Annotated in this window: 22 protein-coding genes and 1 pseudogene; 12 read left to right on the forward strand and 11 right to left on the reverse strand. The window is 68.3% G+C overall.

Annotated elements, in window-relative coordinates; genetic code table 11:
* Positions 1 to 70 precede the first annotated feature (70 nt).
* Positions 71 to 487, forward strand: a complete 417-nt coding sequence (locus KBZ13_RS05695; RefSeq protein WP_255007308.1) for a hypothetical protein — start codon at positions 71 to 73, stop codon at positions 485 to 487.
* On the opposite strand, the gene fumC is transcribed toward KBZ13_RS05695, so the two are convergent.
* The 6 genes and pseudogenes from fumC to KBZ13_RS05725 form a co-directional block, all read right to left on the reverse strand.
* Entirely contained in the window at positions 484 to 1860 is a 1377-nt protein-coding gene (gene fumC / locus KBZ13_RS05700) for a class II fumarate hydratase (RefSeq protein ID WP_255007309.1), read from the reverse strand. The genes KBZ13_RS05695 and fumC overlap by 4 nt on opposite strands.
* Complete coding sequence (locus KBZ13_RS05705) at positions 1860 to 2477, reverse strand: thylakoid membrane photosystem I accumulation factor (protein ID WP_255007311.1); 618 nt, start codon at positions 2475 to 2477, stop codon at positions 1860 to 1862. Before KBZ13_RS05705 ends, fumC begins: the two co-directional genes overlap by 1 nt.
* A gap of 34 nt (positions 2478 to 2511) precedes the next feature.
* Complete coding sequence (locus KBZ13_RS05710; protein ID WP_255007313.1) at positions 2512 to 4179, reverse strand: DUF3685 domain-containing protein; 1668 nt, start codon at positions 4177 to 4179, stop codon at positions 2512 to 2514.
* Between the two features lie 59 nt (positions 4180 to 4238).
* The gene (locus KBZ13_RS05715) at positions 4239 to 4601 is read right to left on the reverse strand and encodes a Fur family transcriptional regulator (RefSeq protein WP_255007726.1); all 363 of its coding nucleotides are present in this window, start codon (positions 4599 to 4601) and stop codon (positions 4239 to 4241) included.
* 144 nt (positions 4602 to 4745) lie between these two features.
* Complete coding sequence (hisA, locus tag KBZ13_RS05720; RefSeq protein ID WP_255007727.1) at positions 4746 to 5507, reverse strand: 1-(5-phosphoribosyl)-5-[(5-phosphoribosylamino)methylideneamino]imidazole-4-carboxamide isomerase; 762 nt, start codon at positions 5505 to 5507, stop codon at positions 4746 to 4748.
* An 87-nt stretch (positions 5508 to 5594) separates the two neighbouring features.
* A pseudogene (locus KBZ13_RS05725) lies at positions 5595 to 5927 on the reverse strand (TIGR02450 family Trp-rich protein); the annotation flags it as partial.
* Here KBZ13_RS05725 and KBZ13_RS05730 point away from each other — a divergent pair.
* From KBZ13_RS05730 to KBZ13_RS05745, 4 genes are all read left to right on the forward strand, one after another.
* A complete protein-coding gene (locus KBZ13_RS05730) occupies positions 5893 to 6813 on the forward strand; it encodes an NAD-dependent epimerase/dehydratase family protein (protein WP_255007315.1) in 921 nt (306 codons plus the stop codon). The pseudogene KBZ13_RS05725 and the gene KBZ13_RS05730 overlap by 35 nt on opposite strands.
* Positions 6814 to 6921: 108 nt before the next feature.
* Positions 6922 to 7266 carry an STAS domain-containing protein gene (locus KBZ13_RS05735; protein WP_255007316.1) on the forward strand — a complete coding sequence of 115 codons (345 nt, stop codon included), beginning with the start codon at positions 6922 to 6924 and terminating at the stop codon, positions 7264 to 7266.
* Between the two features lie 33 nt (positions 7267 to 7299).
* A complete protein-coding gene (locus tag KBZ13_RS05740) occupies positions 7300 to 7719 on the forward strand; it encodes an ATP-binding protein (RefSeq protein ID WP_255007317.1) in 420 nt (139 codons plus the stop codon).
* Positions 7720 to 7805: 86 nt separating this feature from the next.
* On the forward strand, positions 7806 to 9380 hold the full coding sequence (locus tag KBZ13_RS05745) for a SpoIIE family protein phosphatase (protein WP_255007320.1): 1575 nt from the start codon (positions 7806 to 7808) through the stop codon (positions 9378 to 9380).
* On the opposite strand, the gene KBZ13_RS05750 is transcribed toward KBZ13_RS05745, so the two are convergent.
* Positions 9362 to 9874 carry a CDP-alcohol phosphatidyltransferase family protein gene (locus KBZ13_RS05750; RefSeq protein ID WP_255007322.1) on the reverse strand — a complete coding sequence of 171 codons (513 nt, stop codon included), beginning with the start codon at positions 9872 to 9874 and terminating at the stop codon, positions 9362 to 9364. The genes KBZ13_RS05745 and KBZ13_RS05750 overlap by 19 nt on opposite strands.
* A gap of 112 nt (positions 9875 to 9986) precedes the next feature.
* On the opposite strand from KBZ13_RS05750, the gene KBZ13_RS05755 reads away from it, so the two are divergent.
* A complete protein-coding gene (locus KBZ13_RS05755; protein ID WP_255007324.1) occupies positions 9987 to 10466 on the forward strand; it encodes a CBS domain-containing protein in 480 nt (159 codons plus the stop codon).
* A gap of 39 nt (positions 10467 to 10505) precedes the next feature.
* Here KBZ13_RS05755 and KBZ13_RS05760 read toward each other — a convergent pair whose 3' ends face one another.
* Both KBZ13_RS05760 and KBZ13_RS05765 read right to left on the reverse strand, forming a co-directional pair.
* Positions 10506 to 12008: a hypothetical protein gene (locus KBZ13_RS05760; RefSeq protein ID WP_409995615.1), complete on the reverse strand. Its 1503-nt coding sequence runs from the start codon at positions 12006 to 12008 to the stop codon at positions 10506 to 10508.
* Positions 12005 to 12583 carry a glutathione S-transferase family protein gene (locus KBZ13_RS05765; RefSeq protein ID WP_255007325.1) on the reverse strand — a complete coding sequence of 193 codons (579 nt, stop codon included), beginning with the start codon at positions 12581 to 12583 and terminating at the stop codon, positions 12005 to 12007. The genes KBZ13_RS05760 and KBZ13_RS05765 overlap by 4 nt, the downstream gene beginning before the upstream one ends.
* Before the next feature lie 61 nt (positions 12584 to 12644).
* On the opposite strand from KBZ13_RS05765, the gene KBZ13_RS05770 reads away from it, so the two are divergent.
* Positions 12645 to 14753 (forward strand): 4Fe-4S binding protein, encoded by a 2109-nt coding sequence (locus KBZ13_RS05770; RefSeq protein ID WP_255007327.1) that lies wholly within the window; start codon positions 12645 to 12647, stop codon positions 14751 to 14753.
* Here the strand turns inward: KBZ13_RS05770 and KBZ13_RS05775 are convergent.
* Positions 14747 to 15043, reverse strand: coding sequence for a hypothetical protein (locus KBZ13_RS05775; RefSeq protein WP_255007328.1), 297 nt, complete (start codon positions 15041 to 15043; stop codon positions 14747 to 14749). The genes KBZ13_RS05770 and KBZ13_RS05775 overlap by 7 nt on opposite strands.
* On the opposite strand from KBZ13_RS05775, the gene KBZ13_RS05780 reads away from it, so the two are divergent.
* Positions 15037 to 15189: a hypothetical protein gene (locus KBZ13_RS05780; RefSeq protein WP_255007330.1), complete on the forward strand. Its 153-nt coding sequence runs from the start codon at positions 15037 to 15039 to the stop codon at positions 15187 to 15189. The genes KBZ13_RS05775 and KBZ13_RS05780 overlap by 7 nt on opposite strands.
* A gap of 90 nt (positions 15190 to 15279) precedes the next feature.
* On the forward strand, positions 15280 to 15447 hold the full coding sequence (locus tag KBZ13_RS05785) for a hypothetical protein (RefSeq protein WP_255007332.1): 168 nt from the start codon (positions 15280 to 15282) through the stop codon (positions 15445 to 15447).
* 6 nt (positions 15448 to 15453) lie between these two features.
* Here KBZ13_RS05785 and nadA read toward each other — a convergent pair whose 3' ends face one another.
* On the reverse strand, positions 15454 to 16410 hold the full coding sequence (gene nadA / locus KBZ13_RS05790; RefSeq protein ID WP_409995616.1) for a quinolinate synthase NadA: 957 nt from the start codon (positions 16408 to 16410) through the stop codon (positions 15454 to 15456).
* Between the two features lie 46 nt (positions 16411 to 16456).
* Between nadA and KBZ13_RS05795 the strand changes: the two genes are divergently transcribed.
* From KBZ13_RS05795 to KBZ13_RS05805, 3 genes are all read left to right on the forward strand, one after another.
* Positions 16457 to 17341, forward strand: coding sequence for a TIGR04168 family protein (locus tag KBZ13_RS05795; RefSeq protein WP_255007333.1), 885 nt, complete (start codon positions 16457 to 16459; stop codon positions 17339 to 17341).
* Positions 17335 to 18477 carry a hypothetical protein gene (locus tag KBZ13_RS05800; RefSeq protein WP_255007335.1) on the forward strand — a complete coding sequence of 381 codons (1143 nt, stop codon included), beginning with the start codon at positions 17335 to 17337 and terminating at the stop codon, positions 18475 to 18477. The genes KBZ13_RS05795 and KBZ13_RS05800 overlap by 7 nt, the downstream gene beginning before the upstream one ends.
* A 441-nt stretch (positions 18478 to 18918) precedes the next feature.
* Positions 18919 to 19692, forward strand: coding sequence for a glycoside hydrolase family 104 protein (locus tag KBZ13_RS05805; protein WP_255007337.1), 774 nt, complete (start codon positions 18919 to 18921; stop codon positions 19690 to 19692).
* Positions 19693 to 19706 lie beyond the last annotated feature (14 nt).

The raw sequence follows: 19706 nt of genomic DNA on the forward strand, positions 1-19706 counted from the left end.
TGTTGGCGCCGTTGCGCTGCCTCGGCAGCGGCTGAACCCACCAGGCTGGGGCGGCCCCTGGGATCCAACCTTGGCTGAGCTTCTGCTGCGCTGCCTGGCCCTTGCCCTGCTGCTCGCCGGCGCCGAAACGCTCCACGGCATGGCGCGCCTGCGCTGGCTGGTGCCTCGCCTCGGTGGGCGCTGGGCCCAGCGGCTTTCGACCGTGAGCGGTTCGATGCTGGCGTTCCTGCTGATCGCCCTTGCCCTGCCATCACTGCCGTTGCCATCCCTGCCGTTGCCCTCCTCCACGTCTCTGCTCCTGCTGGGGCTTGCCCTGGCCGCCTTCATGGCTGCCTACGACGCGGCCCTTGGCCGTTGGGTCTTTCATCGCTCCTGGCGCTCGGTGCTCCAGGACTTCAACCCCGCCCATGGCAACCTGCTGTTGCTGGGGGTGATTGTGCTCAGCCTGTCCCCCCTGCTGGCCAGCACGCTGCGCCGGGCCCTTTAGATCATCTCCTCGGGCTGCACCCAGCGCTCGAACTCCTCGGCGCTGATCTCCCCCAACACCAGGGCCGCCTCCTTGAGGTTGAGGCCGTGCTGGTGGGCGTGCTTGGCGATTGAGCAGGCGCGGTCGTAGCCGATCGCCGGCGTGAGCGCCGTCACCAGCATCAGACTGCGGTCGAGCAACTCCTCGATGCGGGAGCTGTTCGCCTCCAGCCCCTCCACACAGAAGCTGCGGAAGCCCGTGCAGGCGCCCCGCAGCAGTTCGATGCTCTCGAGCACGTTGGCGGCGATCAGGGGTTTGAACACGTTGAGCTCGAAGTTGCCCTGGCTGGCGGCCAACTGCACGGCGGTGTTGTTGCCCATCACCTGCACCGCCACCATCGTCAGGCTCTCGCACTGGGTGGGATTCACCTTGCCCGGCATGATGCTCGATCCCGGTTCGTTCTCGGGCAGGATCAGCTCCCCCAGCCCGCAGCGGGGCCCGCTGGCGAGCCAGCGCAGGTCGTTGGCGATCTTCATCAGGCTGCCCGCCAGCACCGTGAGCGCCCCGTGCGTTGCCGCCAGGGCCTCCTGGCCCGCCAACGCCTGGAACTTGTTCGCGGCACTGGTGAACGGAAGCCCCAGGCGCTCGCTCAGCCGCGTTGCCACCGCCTCCCCGAAGCCCCGTGGGGCATTGAGGCCCGTGCCCACGGCCGTGCCGCCGATCGCCAGTTCGCGCAGGCGCGGCAGGCTCAGGCGCAGGCTCTCGAGCCCCAGATCCAACTGGGCCACGTAACCGGAAAACTCCTGCCCGAGGCTCAGGGGCACGGCGTCCTGGAGGTGGGTGCGGCCGATCTTGATGATCGTTGCAAATGCCTCGGCCTTGGTGTTCAGCGCCTCCCGCAGCGCCGCCACAGCCGGGATCAGGCGCTGCTCCAGCTCAAGGGCCACCGCCACGTGCAAGGCCGCCGGGAAGGTGTCGTTGCTCGATTGGCTCAGGTTCACATGGTCGTTGGGATGGACCGGCGCCTTGCTGCCGAGCACGCCGCCGCTGCGCTCGATCGCCCGGTTGGCGATCACCTCGTTGAGGTTCATGTTCGTCTGGGTGCCGGAGCCCGTCTGCCAGATGCGCAGCGGAAACTCCCCATCGAGCACTCCGGCGGCCACCTCCTCGGCGGCGGCGATGATCAGCGCCGCAAGCTTTTGCTCGAGCAGGCCTTGGGCCTGGTTCACCTCGGCGCAGGCGGCCTTGAGCTGGGCGAAGGCGTGGATAAGCGCCAGGGGCATCACGGCGCCGTAGGAGAAGAAGTGCAGCGAGCGCTGGGTCTGGGCGCCCCAGTAGTGCTCCGCCGGCACCTCCACCGGCCCGAGGCTGTCGCTTTCAAGGCGGGTCGCCATCAGCGCGCCGGAATGATTTCGCTGTTGAACTCGTTGAAGCTGCGCTCCATCGTCCCCTTGGGCCCCTGCGCGGCCGCCCGGCCCGTGGCCTTGGCCAGGGCGGCGTCGATGGCGTCGGTGTTGACCTGGCCGGCCGCATCGAACACCACCTTCCCTTGGGCATCGATCACCACCACCTGGGGAATTGTGCCCTTCCAGTAGTGGGCCGGATCGTTGGGACCGGTGTCGGGTCGGTTCTGGAGGTTGTCGGTGGTGAGGTAGATCAGCTCGGCGTTGGTCCCCCAGGTGCGCTGCAGCTCCGAGAGCACCGGGGAGAAGGTTTTGCTGGCACTGCTGTCATCGAGGTAGAAGGCCAGCACCACCGTGCGCTGGTCCGCCAGGGCCTGCTCCAGGCTGGTGCGCGGTGGCACCAGGGAGCCGTTGCCGGCGTAGAGCGAGAAGATGTTGCCATCGAAGCTGTCCGTGTCGCGGGCGGCGAAGGCGGCCGCTGCACCAGGGCCGATCACGAGCGCCAGCAGCAGGGCAAGGGCGGCCCCGAGGGCCAGCAGGCGGCGCAGGGACGGGCGGATCGGAGCGAGCAGGCGCAACAACGGGGTCGGTGGAAGGGCTGGCGCCATTGTGACCCCCCAGCTCTTCCGCTGCTGCCCCGCTTCAGCCCCGGCCGACGCTGCGGCCGAGGCCCTGGAGGATGCCCCGCCCCACCAGGCCGATGGCCCGGCCGATCACCTGGGTGAGCACCACCACCACCAGATTCCCCAGGCGCTGGACGACGGCCTGCAACTGGGGGGCCACGGCGTCGCGGGTTTCCAGCGCCAGGGTGACGGCCTGCTGCAGCCAGCCCAGTTGAGCCAGCTCCTGATCCCGTGGTTCGGTGAGCAGCAGCGGCGCGATCGCCCCCTGCTCCAGCCGGTAGAGCAGCCGCTGGCTCTCGTAGAGCTGCACCGGCCGCTGGAACCAGGAGGCCCAGCGTTGCTGGGCGTTCAACTGGTTGCGCAGGCGCTCCAGGTTGCGGGTGGCCAGCAGGTCGGTGGTGAGCAGGTAACGGCGCAGTTCAGGCCAGCTCCCGCAGCAGGCCAGCACCTCAGCGCTGATCAGTTCGGCGTTGCGGATCAGCCAGTTGCTCACCAGCATTTCCAGTTGCAGCAGCGCCTGGGGTTCATCCGGGGCCAGCAGGCGGCCGCCCACCAGCAGCGGCTGGGCCCTGAGCAGGGCGCCGAGCATCGGTTGGGCCTCCGGCAGTTCCGGATCGGCGCTGGCCAGTTCACTGCTGGCCTCGAGCGTGTCGGCCACCGCCAGCAGTTCCCCCAGCCGCGGAAGCTGCACGTAGGAGCCGGCCATCTGGCGCAGGGCGCTGCGGCGCAGTTCCGGCTGCAACTGATGCCAGTGGCTCAGCAGCTCCGGCTCGCCGGCCTCGCCCTGGCGCAGGCGCTCCAGCAGCTGATCGAATTGCTTGATCAGCCCCACCAGCAGGTCGCGGCGACGCTCGGGGCTGAGCCCTTCGAGCGCCAGCAGCTGGCCGGTGCGGTTGGCCAGGCCGGCTTCAGCGGCGCTGTTGAGCCGCTCCTGGATCGCCCGCCACACGCCGATCGCCGTGCGCTCCCGCAGGGTGATCGCCGTGCCCCCAGGGGGGACGTCCTGGCTGATGTGAGCGGCAGCAGGGCCTGGCTGGGTTGGGCCGCCGCCCTCGCCACGGCCATCCCCCCAGGCCAGTACCACCGGGCCCCAGATCCAGAGCAGCAGCTGCCGCGCCGCCGCCAGCTCCCGCAGCCGCCCCTCCACCAGCAACTGCACCAGCACCGAATCAGGCGGCGGATCGAGGGCGAGAACGCAGCGCACCCGCTCGATTTCGATCTGCTGCAGGCCGCTCTGCAGCAGCCATTGGCCCAGACCCAGGGGCGCCGCCACCGGGGCCGGCCGGCTGGCGGATGGATGCAGGGCCACCACCCGGCCACCCCCCAGCAGGGTGGCGATCGCTTCAACCAATTCACTGGGTTCAGGGTCCTGCAGCAGACCCTGCACCGGCAGTTGCAGCAGCCAGTCGCTGGGGCAGCTCAGGGGGCTGGGCAGCAACAGCAGGCGCGGGCTCGGTTGCCAGCGTTCCTCCAGCCGCCGCAGCTCCGCCAGCAGATTCGCCGGCTCCACCGGGGCCACCAGCTGCCAGATCACCAGTTGCGGACAACCCTCCAGCTGCTCGGGCCGCTCCAGCAGCCGGTAGCCGCCGGGGCGTTCGCGCTCCAGGCGGCTGCGCAGCCCCTCGACCCACAGGGGCTCGGCGAAGACCAGCAGTTGGGGGCTTGGCTCGCTCGCGGCTTGGATCACGCGGGAACTCGCTCCGTAGGGCTCAAGGTACCGAGTGCGGCGCCGAACTTCCAGGGCTTCTAGGCCCGACGGCGACCATTGAGTTGGAGCGTGTAGGACTCGATCGTGAAGCCCGTGAGCGACTCGATCCGCGCCACCAGATCCGGCGGCAGCACCACGTCGAGGTCGTGGATCTCACCCGATTCGTTGCAGGTCAGGTGGCTGTGGGGGTCGCTGCGGTAGCCATACAGGCGCCCCGTCGCCCGATCCAGGCACTCGATCACCCCCGACGACTGCAGGGCTTCGAGGTTCTGATAGACGGAGGTGTGGCCGATGTTGCGGCCCAGGGTGTTGAGTTTCTCGAAGATGTCCCGGGCGCTCAGGTGGCTTTTCTCCTGCCAGAGCAGATCCAGCACCATGCGCCGCTGGCGGCTCAGGCGCATGCCCAGGTCGCGGCAGCGCTGGTAGGCCCCCTCCACCCCAGGGGCGGTATGGCTGGATGGTTCGGCGAGGAGGGCCGTCACGGAGAAACAGCGGAGCGCTGGAGCCAATCTCCGTATGTTATAGGCCGCACCAGGCCGGGTCGTTCAGGCGATCGACGGCGGGATCGGATCCTGCAGCCTCGCCGGGCCGATCGCCGCCAGGGCTTCGCCCAGATCGACGCGGCCGTCGTAGAGCGCCCGGCCCACGATCACCCCCACCACCCCCAAGGGCTCCAGGCTGAGCAGGGAGAGCAGGTCGGCCAGATCGCCCACGCCGCCGGAGGCGATCATCGGCACGGAGCTGGCGCGGGCCATGCCGGCGAGGGCCTCCAGGTTGGGGCCCGCCAGGGTGCCGTCGGTGGCGATGTCGGTGCTGATGATCGCGGCGATGCCGCTGCCCGCCAAGCTCTCGGCCAGCTCGGTGGCCTCCACCGTGCTCGCTTCGAGCCAGCCCCTGGTGGCCACCTTGCCGTCTTTGGCATCGATGCCCACGACGATGCGGCCGGGATGGCGGGCCGCCAGCTCACGCACCAGCTGGGGTTGCTCCAGGGCCACCGTGCCCAGGATCACGCGATCGAGGCCGCAGGCCAGCAGTTCCTCGGCCCGTTCGGCGCTGCGCACCCCGCCCCCCAGTTGCACGGGGATCGATAGGGCGGCGGTGATCGCCTTGATGGCGGCGTCATTGACGGGTTCGCCGCTGCGGGCGCCATCGAGATCCACCAGGTGGAGGCGCTCGGCCCCCTGGCGCTGCCATTCGAGGGCCTGGGCGACGGGGTCGTCGCTGAAGCGGGTCACCTGGTCGTAGTCGCCCTGGTGCAGGCGCACGCAGCTGCCCTCCAGCAGGTCGATGGCGGGAATGATCTGCATGCGGGGGCGTCCTCTGGCCCCATCTTCCCCGGCGGGGGCCAGGGGCCCCGGCTCGGGCTCCTGCTCAAGCCGCAACCAGCCCGGCCGCCAGCGCTCGGGATCCTTCAGCTCCGCCAGCGGCACCCAGAGCCGGCGGCTGCGGTCCAGCAGCGCCGCCAGCTCCAGGGCCCGCGCGGCTCCGCGGCCGCGTTCCCCCACCTGCTCGAAGTGGCGGCAGCCCAGCACAGGCGCCATGGCGGTCCAGGCGCGGGGCAAGCGGACGGGGCCTGGCAAGGGGGAGCAGTGGGAAGCGTGACGTCCATGCTGCAGGCGCGCTGGGCTGGTCTGCTCGGGCTGGCCCGGTTGGGCGGGCCGCTTGAATGACACCCCCTGCGCGCGCGGCCCGATGAAGATCCTGGTGATGGGGGGCACGCGCTTCATCGGCAAGCCCCTGGTGACCCTGCTGGCCGAAGCCGGCCACGAGCTCACCCTGTTCACCCGCGGCCGGAACCCGGTGCCTTCGGGCCTGGAGCACCTCAGCGGCGATCGCGCCAACCCCGCCGACCTCGATCAACTCAAGGGGCGATCGTTCGAGGTGATCATCGACAGCAGCGGCCGCACCCTGCCCGACAGCTTCGCGGTGGTGGAGCGCACGGGTGCCCCCAGCCATCGCTTCGTGTATGTGAGTTCGGCCGGGGTCTACGCCGACAGCGAGCTCTGGCCCCTCGATGAAAACGCCCCCATCGACCCCGCCAGCCGCCATGCCGGCAAGGCCGACACCGAGGCCTGGCTGCGGGCCGAGGGCATTCCCTTCACCAGCTTCCGGCCCACCTACATCTACGGACCCGGCAACTACAACCCTGTGGAGCGCTGGTTCTTCGATCGCATCGTGCACAACCTTCCCGTGCCCCTGCCCGGCGATGGCCGCACGATCACCCAGCTGGGCCACGTGGAGGATCTGGCCACGGCGATGGCGCGCTCGATTGATGTGGAGGCGGCGGCCAACCGGATCTACAACTGCAGCGGCGCCCAGGGGGTCACCTTCCGTGGGCTGGTGGAGGCGGCGGCCCGCGCCTGCGGGCGTGATCCTGAATCGGTGCAGATTCGCAGCTTCGATCCCGCCGGGCTCGAGTCCAAGGCGCGCAAGGCCTTTCCCCTGCGGCTCTCCCATTTCCTCACCGATGTGCACCGGCTGGAGCGGGAGCTGGCCTGGAGTCCGCGCTTCGATCTCGAGCAAGGCCTGGCCGACAGCTATGCCAACGACTACGCCCTGCGTTCGGGTGAGCCGCCGGATTGTTCCGCCGATGCGGCCCTGATCGGGGTCTGAGGCCGCCAACCCCCGGGGCAGGGGTTGGGGCGAGCGCATGGATCGCTACCGGCGTATCCCGCAGCCGCGTGATAAGACTTGGAGAGCCGATGGACTTCTGTCCCTTCCATGGAACTCGTGATCAGCCCCCTCAACGACAGCGTTCAGTTGGTCAAACTGACCGGCCGACTGGATGCCAAGGGGATCACCGAGATTGATCAGGACCTCACCGTGAGCCTGGTGGCGGCGGGTAAATCCGCGATCATCGATCTCTCCGATGTGACCTTCCTCGCCTCGATCGGCATGCGGCTGCTGATCTCCGCGGCCCGGGGCATCACGGCCAAGAACAAGCTGTTGGTGCTCTTGAGCCCCCAGCCCCTGGTGCGTGAAGCCCTCGTCACCGCTGGCTTCGACGCCCTGATCCCCATCCACGACGATCTTGAATCCGCCTCGTTGGCCCTTTCGGCGGCCTGACCCGTTCGCTCCAGCAGCCTTTGCGCGAGTGCCTTGGACGAGCTACGCCTTAACAACCATCTCGATGAGCTGGAGCGCCTGAGCGTCTGGGTCGCTGAGTGCGGTGAGAGGCATGCGTTCAGCGATCGCAGTGTGTTTGCCCTTGAATTGGTGCTCACCGAGCTGGTCACCAACATCATTGACTACGCCTTTCCAGCTGGCGGTGACCATGTGATCGCGCTCACGCTGCAGGCTGGCGATGGGGGCATCGATGTCACCGTTGCCGATGACGGTGAGGCCTACGATCCGACGGCGAATGAGGAAGTTCAGCTGCCGAGCCAGCTCTCCGATGCGCCGATCGGTGGATTGGGTGTTCACCTGGTCAAGCGCTATTGCGAATCATTCACCTATGAGCGCGAAGCCGACAGAAATGAGGTCAGACTGCGTCTTCTCGATACGGTAAAAGAAGCCTGAATGTGTTGTGGTGACATTTTTGGTGGTGCAGAGTTGGGTTTATTGGGACTGCCGGTGATCGGTCCTGCATTGGATACCCTGAGGCCATGGTGAGCAAGAAGCGTCCCAACCTTTCTCTGCTCAAGGCCATCCCCGATCTGATCCTGCTGGTGGATCGCGAGGGTTGTCTGCTCGCTTGCCTCGGCGGCCAGGATTCCGCGATTTCCTGGTTGCCGGCGCAGCCCGTGGGCCATCGCCTCGAAGGCCTGCTCCCCGCCGCCGCGGTGGCCAAGCTGCAGGAGGGAATTCTTCAGGTGCTGGACCATGGCGAGGGCTTGAATCTGGAGTTGGCCCTGGAGCCGGCGGAGGAGGCGCGTTGGCATGAGGTGCGCATCAGCCGCTGTGATCGTCAGGCCGCCCTGCTCTTGATCCGCGACATCAGCGCCGACCACCAGCGCCGCCTCGATTTACGCACCAGCGAGGAGAAATTCCGCGGACTGGTTGCCAATATCCCTGGCGCGGTTTATCGCTGTCTGGTGGATGAGCACTACACCATGCAATTTATCAGTGACAACATTGAAGTGATTTCGGGGTATCCCGTTTCTGACTTTATTGGCAATGAGGTGCGTTCCTACGGCAGCCTCATCCATCCCGAGGATCAACATTGGCTGGAATCGGCCAGGAACCATGCCCTGTTCATGCACCAACCCTTCTCCCTGGAATACCGGATCTCCCACAGGAATGGCAGCCAGCGCTGGGTGTACGAAAAAGGCCGCGCGATCTACAACGCCAAGGGCAAACCTGCCTCCATGGATGGTGCCATCTTCGACATCAGCGAGCGCAAGCAGGCGGAAGAAGATCTGCGCATCGCTGAGGAGAACTACCGCGAGGTGTTCCAGAAGAACCTCGAGGAGAGCCTGAAGCTCGAATACCTCCAGAAAGACCTCAAGGCCGCCAGTCAGATTCAGGCCAACATCCTTCCCCATGAGAAACCCCTGCTGCCCAACCACCCGCAGGTGGATGTGGCGGCGATCATCATTCCGGCCAAGGAAGTGGGCGGTGATTTCTTCGATGCCTTCCCCCTCGATGAGAGCACCATCTGTCTGACCGTGGGTGATGTGTCCGGCAAGGGCATGCCAGCGGGGCTGTTCATGGTCCGGGTCGTCACCTTGATCCGGCTGATGCTTACCCAGCCACTGCCGCTCGGGGCCTGCATCGAGTCGGTCAACCGCCACCTCTGCAGCGGCAACGACGATTTCATGTTCGCCACCGTGTTCATCGCCCTGTTTGATGTGAGCTCCGGCCAGCTCACCTACGTCAACGGCGGTCACAACCCACCCTTTCTGGCCTCCGAGCGGGGAGCCTTTGAACCCTTGATCAACTCCCACAAGGGCGTCGCCCTGGGCCTCAACGAACGGGCCAGCTTCGTGGCCTCCGAGTGCAGCCTCACTCCCGGTGATCGGCTGGTGATCTACACCGATGGGGTGAGCGAGGCGGAGGATCCCGACGGTGGTTTCTTCTCCGTCGAGCGCACGCTGGAGGTGCTCGATGGCCTCGACCCCGAGCTCTCGGCCGAGGCCAGCGTGGAGGCCCTGAACCAGGCGGTGTTCGCCTTCGCCCGCTCGGCCCCCCAATCTGACGACGTCACGATCCTGGGCCTGCGCTACGCCCCACGCAGGTAGCCCAGGGCCGAGCTCAGCGCCAGCAGCAGCGAGGGCCAGAACAACCACCAGCCCGCGCCATGGAGCAGCGTCGCCGCCGGCCCCGGCCAGAGCAGCAGCAGCAGCGAGCTGAACTGCAGCACGGTCTTGGTCTTGCCGCTCCACGAGGCCGGTGCGCCGTCACCCTGGCCGGCACGCCAGCCGGAGATCAGCAGCTCCCGCGCCAGCAGCAGCCACACCGCCCACAGGGGCAGCGCCCCGGTGCTGCCCAGCCACAACAGCGGGGCGCTGATCAGGATCTTGTCGGTGAGCGGATCCAGCCGCGCCCCCCAGACCGAGCCGCCACCACTGCGGCGGGCCAGCCAGCCGTCGGCCCAGTCGCTCAGGCCCCCCAGCAGCAGCAGCAGCCAGCCCAGCCAGAGTTGGCCGGCCAGCAGCGCCAGCAGCAGGGGCAGCCCCACCACGGCCCGCGCCACCGTGAGGCCATTGGCCGCTCGCCGCTGTAAGGAGGCCATCGGAGCTGAGGTCGCTTCCTGCGAGTCTGCAACCTGAGCCGGTTCACACCTGGCCGGGACGTCTCCTGGGCGGGGCGCTGACCTAGAAACAGCACAGCCACCGTTGCTGCCCATGGCCACCGAGACCCCCACCACCCAGCGGGTGCGTGATGTGATGAGTACCCCGGCCCTCAGCGTGCGCACCGACACCCCCTTACAGGAGGCGCTGACCCTGATGAGCGAGCGCCATTTCAGCGGGCTGCCGGTGCTCGATGGCGAGGGTCAGTTGGTGGGCGAACTCAGCGAACAGGATCTGATGGTGCGCGAGAGCGGTTTTGATGCCGGCCCCTACGTGATGCTGCTCGACAGCGTGATCTATCTGCGCAACCCCCTGCAGTGGGACAAGCAAGTGCACCAGGTGCTGGGCAGCACCGTGGGGGAAGTGATGACGGGAACCCATCCCCACTCCTGTGGCGCCGATCTGAGCTTGAGCGAGGCCGCCCGCCTGCTCCATGGCCGCAGCACCCAGCGCTTGTTCGTGCTCGATGCCGGCGGGCGCCTCGAAGGCGTGCTCACCCGCGGCGATGTGGTGCGGGCCCTGGCGGCGGAGTGAGTGGTCTTGGTTTCCTTGAGCATCGGCTCAGGGCGTTGATCACTGGGGCGGCGGCAGCTGCACCGGCGGCGGTGCCTGGGGCGCCGTTGTAGCGCTCTGGCTTGCGGGGGGCTGGGCCTGCGGCGCCGGCGTGGTGGGTTCGGACCCAGGGGAGTTCGTCCCAGTGGGGGATTCCTGGCGAGGCTCCTCCGGCATGGTTGGCTCGCTGGTTTCCGGGCGCACCGCCTCCGGGTCGCTGGGCAGCTGCTGGCCCTCCTGCAGCACCAACGGTGGGGGCAGATCGGGGGGCAGCGGCAACTCCGTCGCCGCCGGTTGACCGAGGCTGGGGCTGTCCTGCTGCTGCCGTTCCCGGAGGGCCGTCGGGTCGGCGGTGATCGGCGGCTCCCGCAGGGGAGCCCCCTGGCTGGGGGCCTTGCCACCTTTGGGCACCCGCGGCGCCCAGATCAGCCGCGCCAGGGGTTCGATTCCCTGCTCCACCAGCCGGTTGAAGCCCGCCAGGGCGCGATCCAGCAGCTGGCCGCCGAGGGTCTTGCCGCAGTCCAGTGGATTGCCGCAGTCCTGGGATCCCGGGTGGGGGGTGAGGCTGGCGAGCAGGTTGCCCTGCAGCGGCTGCCCGCGCTCGCTCAGACGCAGCATGAAGGGCACGTGAACGAAGCTGGTGGCACCGCCGCTGATCCAGTTGGCGTCCTGCTCGGAGAAGCCCTTCACGCCCGGAATGATGAAGCGGCTCTTGGAGGCGTGATCGGGCAAGTAGGCCGCCACCAGCCCCCGATCCCTGGCCACGGCGCGGGTCTGCTCCAGGGTGAGCCCGTCGCGGCTCATCAGCACCTCCAGCCGACCGTCCCTGCGCAGGCCGATCACCATGCGGATGCGCGGCAGGTAGTAGCGGATCTGCTGACCCATGCTGATGCTGTAGGCGCCCTTGTAGGCCTCTGGCGGCGACTCCAGGTCGTTGTAGAGGCTGTGCAATCCGCCGATGAAGGTGTCGTAGCGGTTGGCCCGCTCCGGGGTCAGCTCGCCGTAGCCGAAATCCACGTGGCCGTCGTGGCCGATGCCGATGAAGGCCCGCTGGCGGGAGGCGGTGCGGTTGCGGCCGCGCCAGACCCGCTCCCCCAGCTTGAGATCGCCCAGGGGCACGGTGATCTCCCGGCCGCTCTCGTTCACGTGCCGCTCGTACATCGGCCCGGAGATGTAGGCCAGGGCCGAGCTGTCGGCGAAGGCCTCCTGTTCGCGGTCCCAGCCCTCGAGCACGTCGATGCGCACCCGGCGTGGGTCGAAATCGAGGGCGAAGGCCTCCTTGTCAGGCTTGTAGCGGAAGGCCCCACCGCCCCCGACGGGGTTCCGTTGGCTGCTCGCGGCGGGCTTGTCCGTCGGCAGTGGCGGGGCGATCGCGATCAATCCCAGCAGGGCGGCCAGGGGCAGGCCGATCACCAGCCAACGCTTGCGGACCCGTGCGCGGCGCCGTGCCGCGCCCGCCGTTTGCCGACTCTGATCCGAAGCGTGGGCCGAGGCGTGTTCCGGTGAGCGGAGCTGCCGCGTCAAGTCATCACCTTGAGATAGGCCGGCCGCTCCCGGGTGGCGGCGATGCGGGCGGCCACGTGGGGATAGGGGCTCAGGTCGAGTTGCGGGAAAAACACCGGCAGGTAGGCCAGGTGCGACTCCAGGGCGCAGTCAGCCACGCCCCAGGCCTCCCCGACCAGGGGGGTGCCCGCCGCCAGCAGCCGATCGAGCACCCCCATCAGCCGTGGAAATTCCGTTTCCCTGTTGCTGGTCACAAACAGGGCCGAGGACAGCGTGGCGTTGGCGAACAGCACCCACTGCTCCGCCAGGGCCCGCTGCTCGGGGCTGGCGAATTCGTGGCCGTAACGGTCGGCAAGGTAGAGCAGGATCGCGCCGCTCTCGAACAGCTGCAGCCGACCGCCTGCTGCTCCAACGGCGGCGTCATCGACGAGCACGGGCACCTTGCCGAAGGGGTTGAGGCTCAAGAACGGTTCCTGGCGGTGCTCACCGGCCGCCATGTCCAGCTGCTGCCAGTGGTAAGGAAGGCCCTTCTCTTCCAGGTACCAGGCGACCATCGTGGCCCGCGAACGGGCGCCGCCGTAGAGGGTGAGGCTCATGGCAAGAGAAGGGGCCAACCCCCATCCTGACGCCCAGAATCCCTGCATCCGGGGAGCATCGGTGACGGATGACACGCTGACCGCCACAGGGGCGAGCGAACCCTTCCTGCGCCTGGCCCCCTACCTGGTGGGGCGCGCCCGTCGGGGGGTGGTGGGCAGCAGTCGCTACGCGCTGGCCCTGCGGGACACCCTGCGCCAGGCAGCCAGCGATCCCACCGCCCGCGCCGTGCTGCTCTCCGGGGAACCGGGCCTGGAAAAAGACAACCTGGCGGCACTGATCCATTTCGGCTCCGCCGCCCGCAAGCAGCTGATGGTGCGCCTCGATGGCGGCCTGCTGCGGGGCGATGGCGTGGAGCTGTTCGGCAGCGCCAGCAGCGATGGCGAGGGTTCGCTGCTGATGAGCCTCGGGGCCGGCGCCCTGCTGATCGACAAGCTCGATCGGGTGGACACCGCCCTGTTGCCGGCGCTGCTGGAGCTGGCGCGCTCGGGCCGGTGGCGGGCGCCGGGGGAGGGGTCCAGCGAGCGGCTGTTCAGGGGCCGGGTCTTCTTCACCACCGAGTCGGCGATGCCGGCCTTTGATCGGGTCTGCACCCTGATCCGGGTGCCGCCCCTGCGCGTGCGCCGCCAGGACCTGGGCGAATGGTTGCGCTACGGCATCCGCCAGCGCAGCCGGGTGCTGGGTTGGAGCCAGCCGCCGCTGGTGCCGGAGGCGGTGATCAAGCGGCTGCAGAGCTACGACTTTCCCAACAACCTGCGCGAGTTGGAGATCGTGCTGGATCGGGCCCTGCGCCAGGCCCAGGCCACGCGTCCCGCCGTGCTGCCCGAAGACGTCTTCTGGACCGCCGGCCGCAGCCCGCGGTTGCGCTTCGACCTCTGGCGCTGGAAGCCAGCGCTGCGGGAGTGGATGCGTTCGCCCAGGCTCTGGAACGCGCTGCTGTTCGGCGTTGTCAGCTGGGTGTTCGTGCTCGTGAACCTCTGGCTCTGGCTCGGCCCGCAGGATCGCGCCCACAACGGTGGGCTCAATCTGTTCTGGGCCTGGTGGTGGCCCCTGATCCTGCTGGCCTACCCGCTGGTGGGGCGGCTTTGGTGCTCCTTCTGCCCATTCATGGTCTGGGGGGAGATCGTCCAGCGGCTGGCACGGCTTCTGGGCTGGGAACCGGCCCGCTGGCCCCGGGGCAACAGCGATGCCTGGGCCTCACCCGTGCTGGCGGCCCTGTTCGCCGCGATCCTGCTCTGGGAGGAGCTGGGTGACCTGGCCAACACCGCCTGGGCCAGCAGCACCCTGCTGCTGCTGATCACCGCCGGGGCGGTACTGGGCTCGCTGAGCTTCGAGAAGCGTTTCTGGTGCCGCTTCCTCTGCCCGGTGGGGGGCATGAACGGGCTGTTCGCGAAGCTCTCGATCCTGGAGTTGCGCGCCCAGGTGGGCACCTGCAGCGGCAGCTGCAGCACCTACGCCTGCTTCAAGGGCGGTCCCGCCGACGGCGAGGGCCTGGCCACCGCCGGCTGTCCGCTGGGCACCCACCCGGCCCACCTGGCCGATAACCGCAACTGCGTGCTTTGCCTCACCTGCGCCCAGGCCTGCCCGCATCGCTCGGTGCAACTGAGCCTGCGGCCCCCCGCCGCCGACCTGCACAAGGAGATGGCGCCCCCGGTCGGTGAGCCGGGCCTGATGCTGGTGCTCGCGGGCGGAGTCTGCCTGCACCATTGGCAGCGGCTGCTGGGCTGGTTGCCCCTGGCGCCGGAAAGCCTGCAGACCGGCCCCTGGCTGCCGCGGCTGGCCTTCGCCGGCCTCGCCCTGGCGCTGCCGGCCCTCCTGCAGCTGCTGCTGGCTCCGCTGGTGCCATGGGAGCGGCGCAAGCTGGCCCTCTACGGCCTGTTGCCCCTGCTCTGGGGGCTGATGCTGGCCCGCTTTCTGCCCCTGGGGATGGCCGAAGCCGGCCAACTGCTGCCCGTGACGTTCTCGCCCCTGGGGGATTGGGCGGGCCAGCTTCCCGCCTGGAGCGCCGATCCGCACGTGATCGGCTTCTGCCAGTCCGTGGCCCTGCTCACCGGGGTGTTGGGCTCCCTGGCGCTGCTGCGGCGCTTGCTGCCGGTGGCCCGGGCCTTCTGGTGGGGCTCGGCGGCGGCGCTGCTGCTGGGGGCCTCGGGCCGTTGGCTGGTGGCTCAGTAGCTGCGGCAGAGCCGGGCGATGTCGGAGTCTCGGTAGAGGGGCCGGCTGCCGTCGGGGGCGCCGGGATCCAGCTTCTGGTTTTTGGTGAGCAGGTTGGCCTCGCCGAGGCGGTTGCCCAGCTGGATGTGCTCCAGACCGCTGCTGCTGCGCCAGCGCAGGCAGGTCTGCAGGTTGGCGTCGGCCCGGGCGGCGCTGGCTGCGCACAGCGCCCCGGCGAGCAGGGCTGGGGCGATCAGGGCTGCGGGCACCCAGGGTCTTGGGCCGTGCCTGGGTCGGGGGAGTTGTGCCATCGCCCCATCCTGGCCAGCGGCAGGGCCACGGCAGGGATAATCAGCACATCGCGGCAACCCCATTGATGACCATCGCCCTGTTGATCGCCCTGGCCGGTTCGCTGGTGCTGATGGGCTTCATCGTGCGCCGGCTGGAGCGCGGCTGACGGATTCAGCCCATGGCTGTGGATGAAGGGGTCGGCTTCAAGTGCCTGGGCTTTTTCTAGCGTGGTGGTGATCCCTGAATGGGCTTTGCCATGCACACCCACGACCTGGAGAACCACGACAACCTCTACGCCGATGAGGGAATGACCCTGATCGGTGAAACCAACCTTGATGCCCAGAACCATGCCCTGCTGGCCATCGGCGCCATGGTGGGCCTGCTCACCCTGTTGGGGAGCTATCTGATCGTTTATGCCGACTGAATCGGCTCAACGGCTCATCGCCAGCATCCGCTCGATCGGTGCGAGCGCCCGCAAACGCAGGGCTTCGTCGAGTTCGATCGCCGGGGAGAGGGTCTCCAGGCAGCGCCAGAGTTTCTCAAGGGTGTTGAGCCGCATGTAGGGGCAGGCATTGCAGCTGCAGCCATCGGCGCCGGGCACTTCAAAGAATGGCTTGTGGGGCACGCGGCCACGCATGCGGTGCAGGATCCCCGGCTCGGTCAGCACGATGAAGCTGCTGGCCCCGCTGGTTTCGGCCCGCTGCAGCAACTTGCTGGTGGATCCGATGAAATCGGCCAGATCCAGCAGGTGCTGCTGACATTCCGGGTGGGCGATCACCTCCGCCTCGGGGTGCTCCAGCTTCAGGCGCAGCAATGCCTCTTCGCTGAAGGCTTCGTGCACCAGGCAGCTGCCGGGCCAGAGGGTGAGCTCGCGGCCGCTGTTGCGCGCCACCCAGCGACCCAGGTTCTGGTCGGGGGCGAACAGGATCGGCCGATCGGCGGGCAGCTGACGCACCAGCTCGACGGCGTTGCTGCTGGTGCAGATCAGGTCGCTCTGGGCCTTCACCGCCGCCGAACAATTGATGTAGCTCACCACGATGTGGTCCGGGTGCTGGGCGCGGAAGGCGGCAAAGCCGTCGGCGGGGCAGGCGTCCGCCAGGGAGCAGCCCGCCTCCAGATCCGGCAGCACCACGGTCTTGCTGGGATTGAGGATCTTGGCGGTTTCGGCCATGAAGTGAACGCCGCAGAAGGCGATCACATCGGCGTCGGTGCTGGCGGCCCGGCGGGCCAGTTCCAGGGAGTCGCCCACCAGGTCGGCGATGTCCTGAATCTCGGGCGACTGGTAGTAGTGCGCCAGGATCACGGCGTTGCGGCGCTTCCGCAGCCCATCGATGGCCGCTGTCAGATCGGCGGGGGGCCGCGCGGCGATGGCTGCCGTCAGTACCAAGGTCGACCTCAATTAGGCCAGGATGACCCCAGCCTAGGAAAACGGGTTGCCCGTCCAACGCCTCGCCATCGCCGGAGACCTGCATGGGCAGTGGGATGGCAGCGATGTCGAGCTGCTGGCCCAGTTGGCGCCCGATGCCCTGCTGGTGGTCGGTGACCTCCACAACGGCCAGCAACGCATCGCCGCCAGCCTCGGCAAACTTTCCCTGCCGTTGGCCTGCATCCTCGGCAACCACGACACTGGCCGCGATGCTAGCGGCCGCACTCTGCAGCGCCAGCTTGACCATCTGGGGGATCGACACTGCGGCTGGGGGCGTTGCCAGCTGAATCCGCCCGGCCTGGCCGTGGTGGGGGGCCGCCCCTGCAGCCCCGGGGGCGGCTACCACCTCTCCGATCCGGTGCGGGCGATCTGGGGGCCCGTGAGCCGGGAGGAGTCCACCGAGAGGATCCTCTCGGCGGCCCTCGCCGCCCCGCTGGAGGCGCCTCTGGTGTTTCTGAGCCATGCCGGCCCCAGCGGGCTGGGGAGTCTGGCCACCGACCTCTGCGGCCGTGATTGGAAGAGCCCCGCCCGCGACTGGGGTGATCAGGATCTGTCCGAGGCGATTGCCCAGGTGCGCCGCCATCGCCCCCTGCCGCTGGTGGTCTTCGGCCACATGCACCACCGCCTCTGGCTGGGCCAGGGGGAGCGCCGCAGTTTCCAGATCGATCGGGGCGGCACCGCTTACCTCAATGCGGCCTCGGTACCCCGCCACGGCACCGATGAGCAGGGGCGGCGGTTGCGGCACTTCTCCTGGGTCGAACTCAGTGATGGCGCCCTGCTGCATGCCAGCCACCGCTGGTATGGGCTCGATGGCCGGCTTCTCTACCAGCAGCGGCTCTACCAGCGGGCGCCCCATCCAGAACCAGCCCTTCAAGCCGCGGTGCGGTGCTGATCTACGCCTGCGTGAGCGGCCATGGGTTTGGCCACGGCTCACGCACCGCTTCGGTGCTCATTGCCCTGCGCGCGCTTCGGCCCGATTGGCACCTGGTGGTTTCCTCCACCCTGCCGGAGGCGTTCCTGACCACGGCCCTGGAGGCGGCCCGGGCCATCCCCGGTGCCGGGCGGATCGGGCGCCGCCTCTGCCGCTGGGATGTGGGGGTGGTGCAGGCCGATGCCCTCGGGGCCGATGCACCGGCCACCCTGGTGGCCCTCGAGGCGCTGGAACGGCAGCTGAGCGCCACACTCGCGGCGGAGGTTGCCTGGCTGAGCGATCAGGGGGAGGCGGTGCTGGTGCTGGCTGATGTGCCCCCGGCGGCGGCGCAGCTGGCCCGGGCCCTGGGGGCGCCCCTGGCCTGGCTGGCGAATTTCGGCTGGGAGGCGATCTACGGCGCCATGGGTCCCGCCTTTGCCCCCTGGGCGGAGGCGGCCCTGGGCCTCTACCGCCAGGGGGATCTGCTGCTGCGCTGCCCCCTGGCGATGCCGATGGACTGGGACCTGCCGGCGCTGGCCCTGGGGCTCACCTGCGGCACGCCGCATCTGGACGCCGGCGCCCTGCGTCGCCAGCTGGGGTTGCCGGAGGACCCAGGCCGCTGCGTGCTGGTGAGCTTCGGGGGCCTGGGCTTTCAGCTTGATCCGCAGGTTTTCGCCACCTGGGGCGAACACGAGTTCGTGGTGGCGGACCCAGGCTTCGATCCCGCCGCGGCGCCGGCCAACGTCCGCGCCCTGCCGGCGGGGGTGCGGCCCCTGGAGCTGATGCCGCTCTGCGACCGCCTGATCACCAAGCCCGGCTACAGCAGTTTCTGCGAAGCCCTCAGCCAGGATGTGGGCCTGCATGTGGTCCGCCGGGAGGGGTTTGCCGAGGCCGCCGTGCTCGAGCGGGCCCTGGTGCACCATGGGCGCCACCGGCTCTTGAGCCAGACGCAGCTCCAGCGGGGCGACTGGCAACTGGATCAGCCGCTGCTGGCCCCCAGCGGGCCGAGGCTGCAGAACGATGGCAGCGCTCAGGCCGCAAAAGCACTGGTGGCACTGGCCTCTGGGCAGCCAGCCATGTTGATCGGCACAGGGACAGTTGGGCTGTCAAGCGATTGATCAGCAGTGCCGATGATTGAGTGAATGGGTGTTCGTGAATTCTGAACTGAATTCATGGTGCAATCCAGTGAGGGTCGTGTTTTGAATTCATTTCTGTAGTCGTGATAACAAGTGGACGGTTATTCGACTGGCACTATCAAGAACTCGTTTGGGGCGATCTTTCGACAAATTGGCGCAGTCGAATTTCTATTGCTATTGCTTCGCGATTCCTGATCGAGCCATTCAGATCTTTCCGTCTCTGCAGCTCGTCATCCAATTTCGCGTCACAGCAACTTGATTCGCTCATCAGCCCATTCACTTCCGTTTCGTCCAATCAGATCAGATCAGCTGAGTTTTCCGCTCATTCAGCTCGTTCTCCCATTCACGTCCTGAATCCACCCGCCCATCGATCGGATCACAAGCCATCGATTTCGGTGAATCAGTTGTATGGCAATGGCCGTAATGTCCTTCGAATCCGTCGGTTTGCAGCGATCCACTCCCCCCTCAAGAGCCTCCCGAGTCCGCCAGCTGCTGGTGGGAGCCTCCCTGGCCCTGCTCAGCCTTCCGCTTGCCCTTCCCGCCCGGGCAGCCGTTGGTGACGAAGGCAATGTTCAGCTCATCGGCACCGCCACCTCCACCGCGGCCGTGCCCCGCATGTTCGCCATCACCCCGGAGAGGCGGGCCCTGCTCAACACGATCCGCTACGCCGAAGGCACCTGGGCCAATGGCGAAGACATCGGTTATCGGGTGATGTTTGGTGGCGGTCTCATGGATTCCCTGGAGCGCCACCCCGACCGGGTGATCCGCAGTTCCCGCTATGCCAGCGCTGCCGCAGGCGCCTACCAGTTCATGCCCTTCACCTGGGCCATGACCAGCCGGATTCTGGGTCTGCCCGGTTTCGGGCCCTTCGCCCAGGACCAGGCAGCGCTGCTGTTGATCCAGCGCCGTGGTGCCTTGGAGCTCGCTGATCAGGGCCAGCTCACCCCCCATCTGACCGCCCGCCTGGCGCCCGAATGGGCCTCGTTCCCAACCCTGCGCGGCAGCAGTTTTTACGGCCAGCCCGTGAAGCGCTTTGCTGATCTCAAGCGCTTCTACGAGTGGAACCTCGCCCAGCTCCGCGGCCAGCTTGTGGCACCCCCTGAGCCGGTGGCCAGCGTGCCCCCCAGTCGCGCCTGCGCCACCAACCAGCTGGAGTGTCTGTTGGAGAGCGCCGCCCAATCCCGCAGCGGCCTCTGAGGCCACTGCTTCGG

Source organism: Cyanobium sp. ATX 6F1 (assembly GCF_024346315.1).
GTDB lineage: Bacteria > Cyanobacteriota > Cyanobacteriia > PCC-6307 > Cyanobiaceae > ATX-6F1.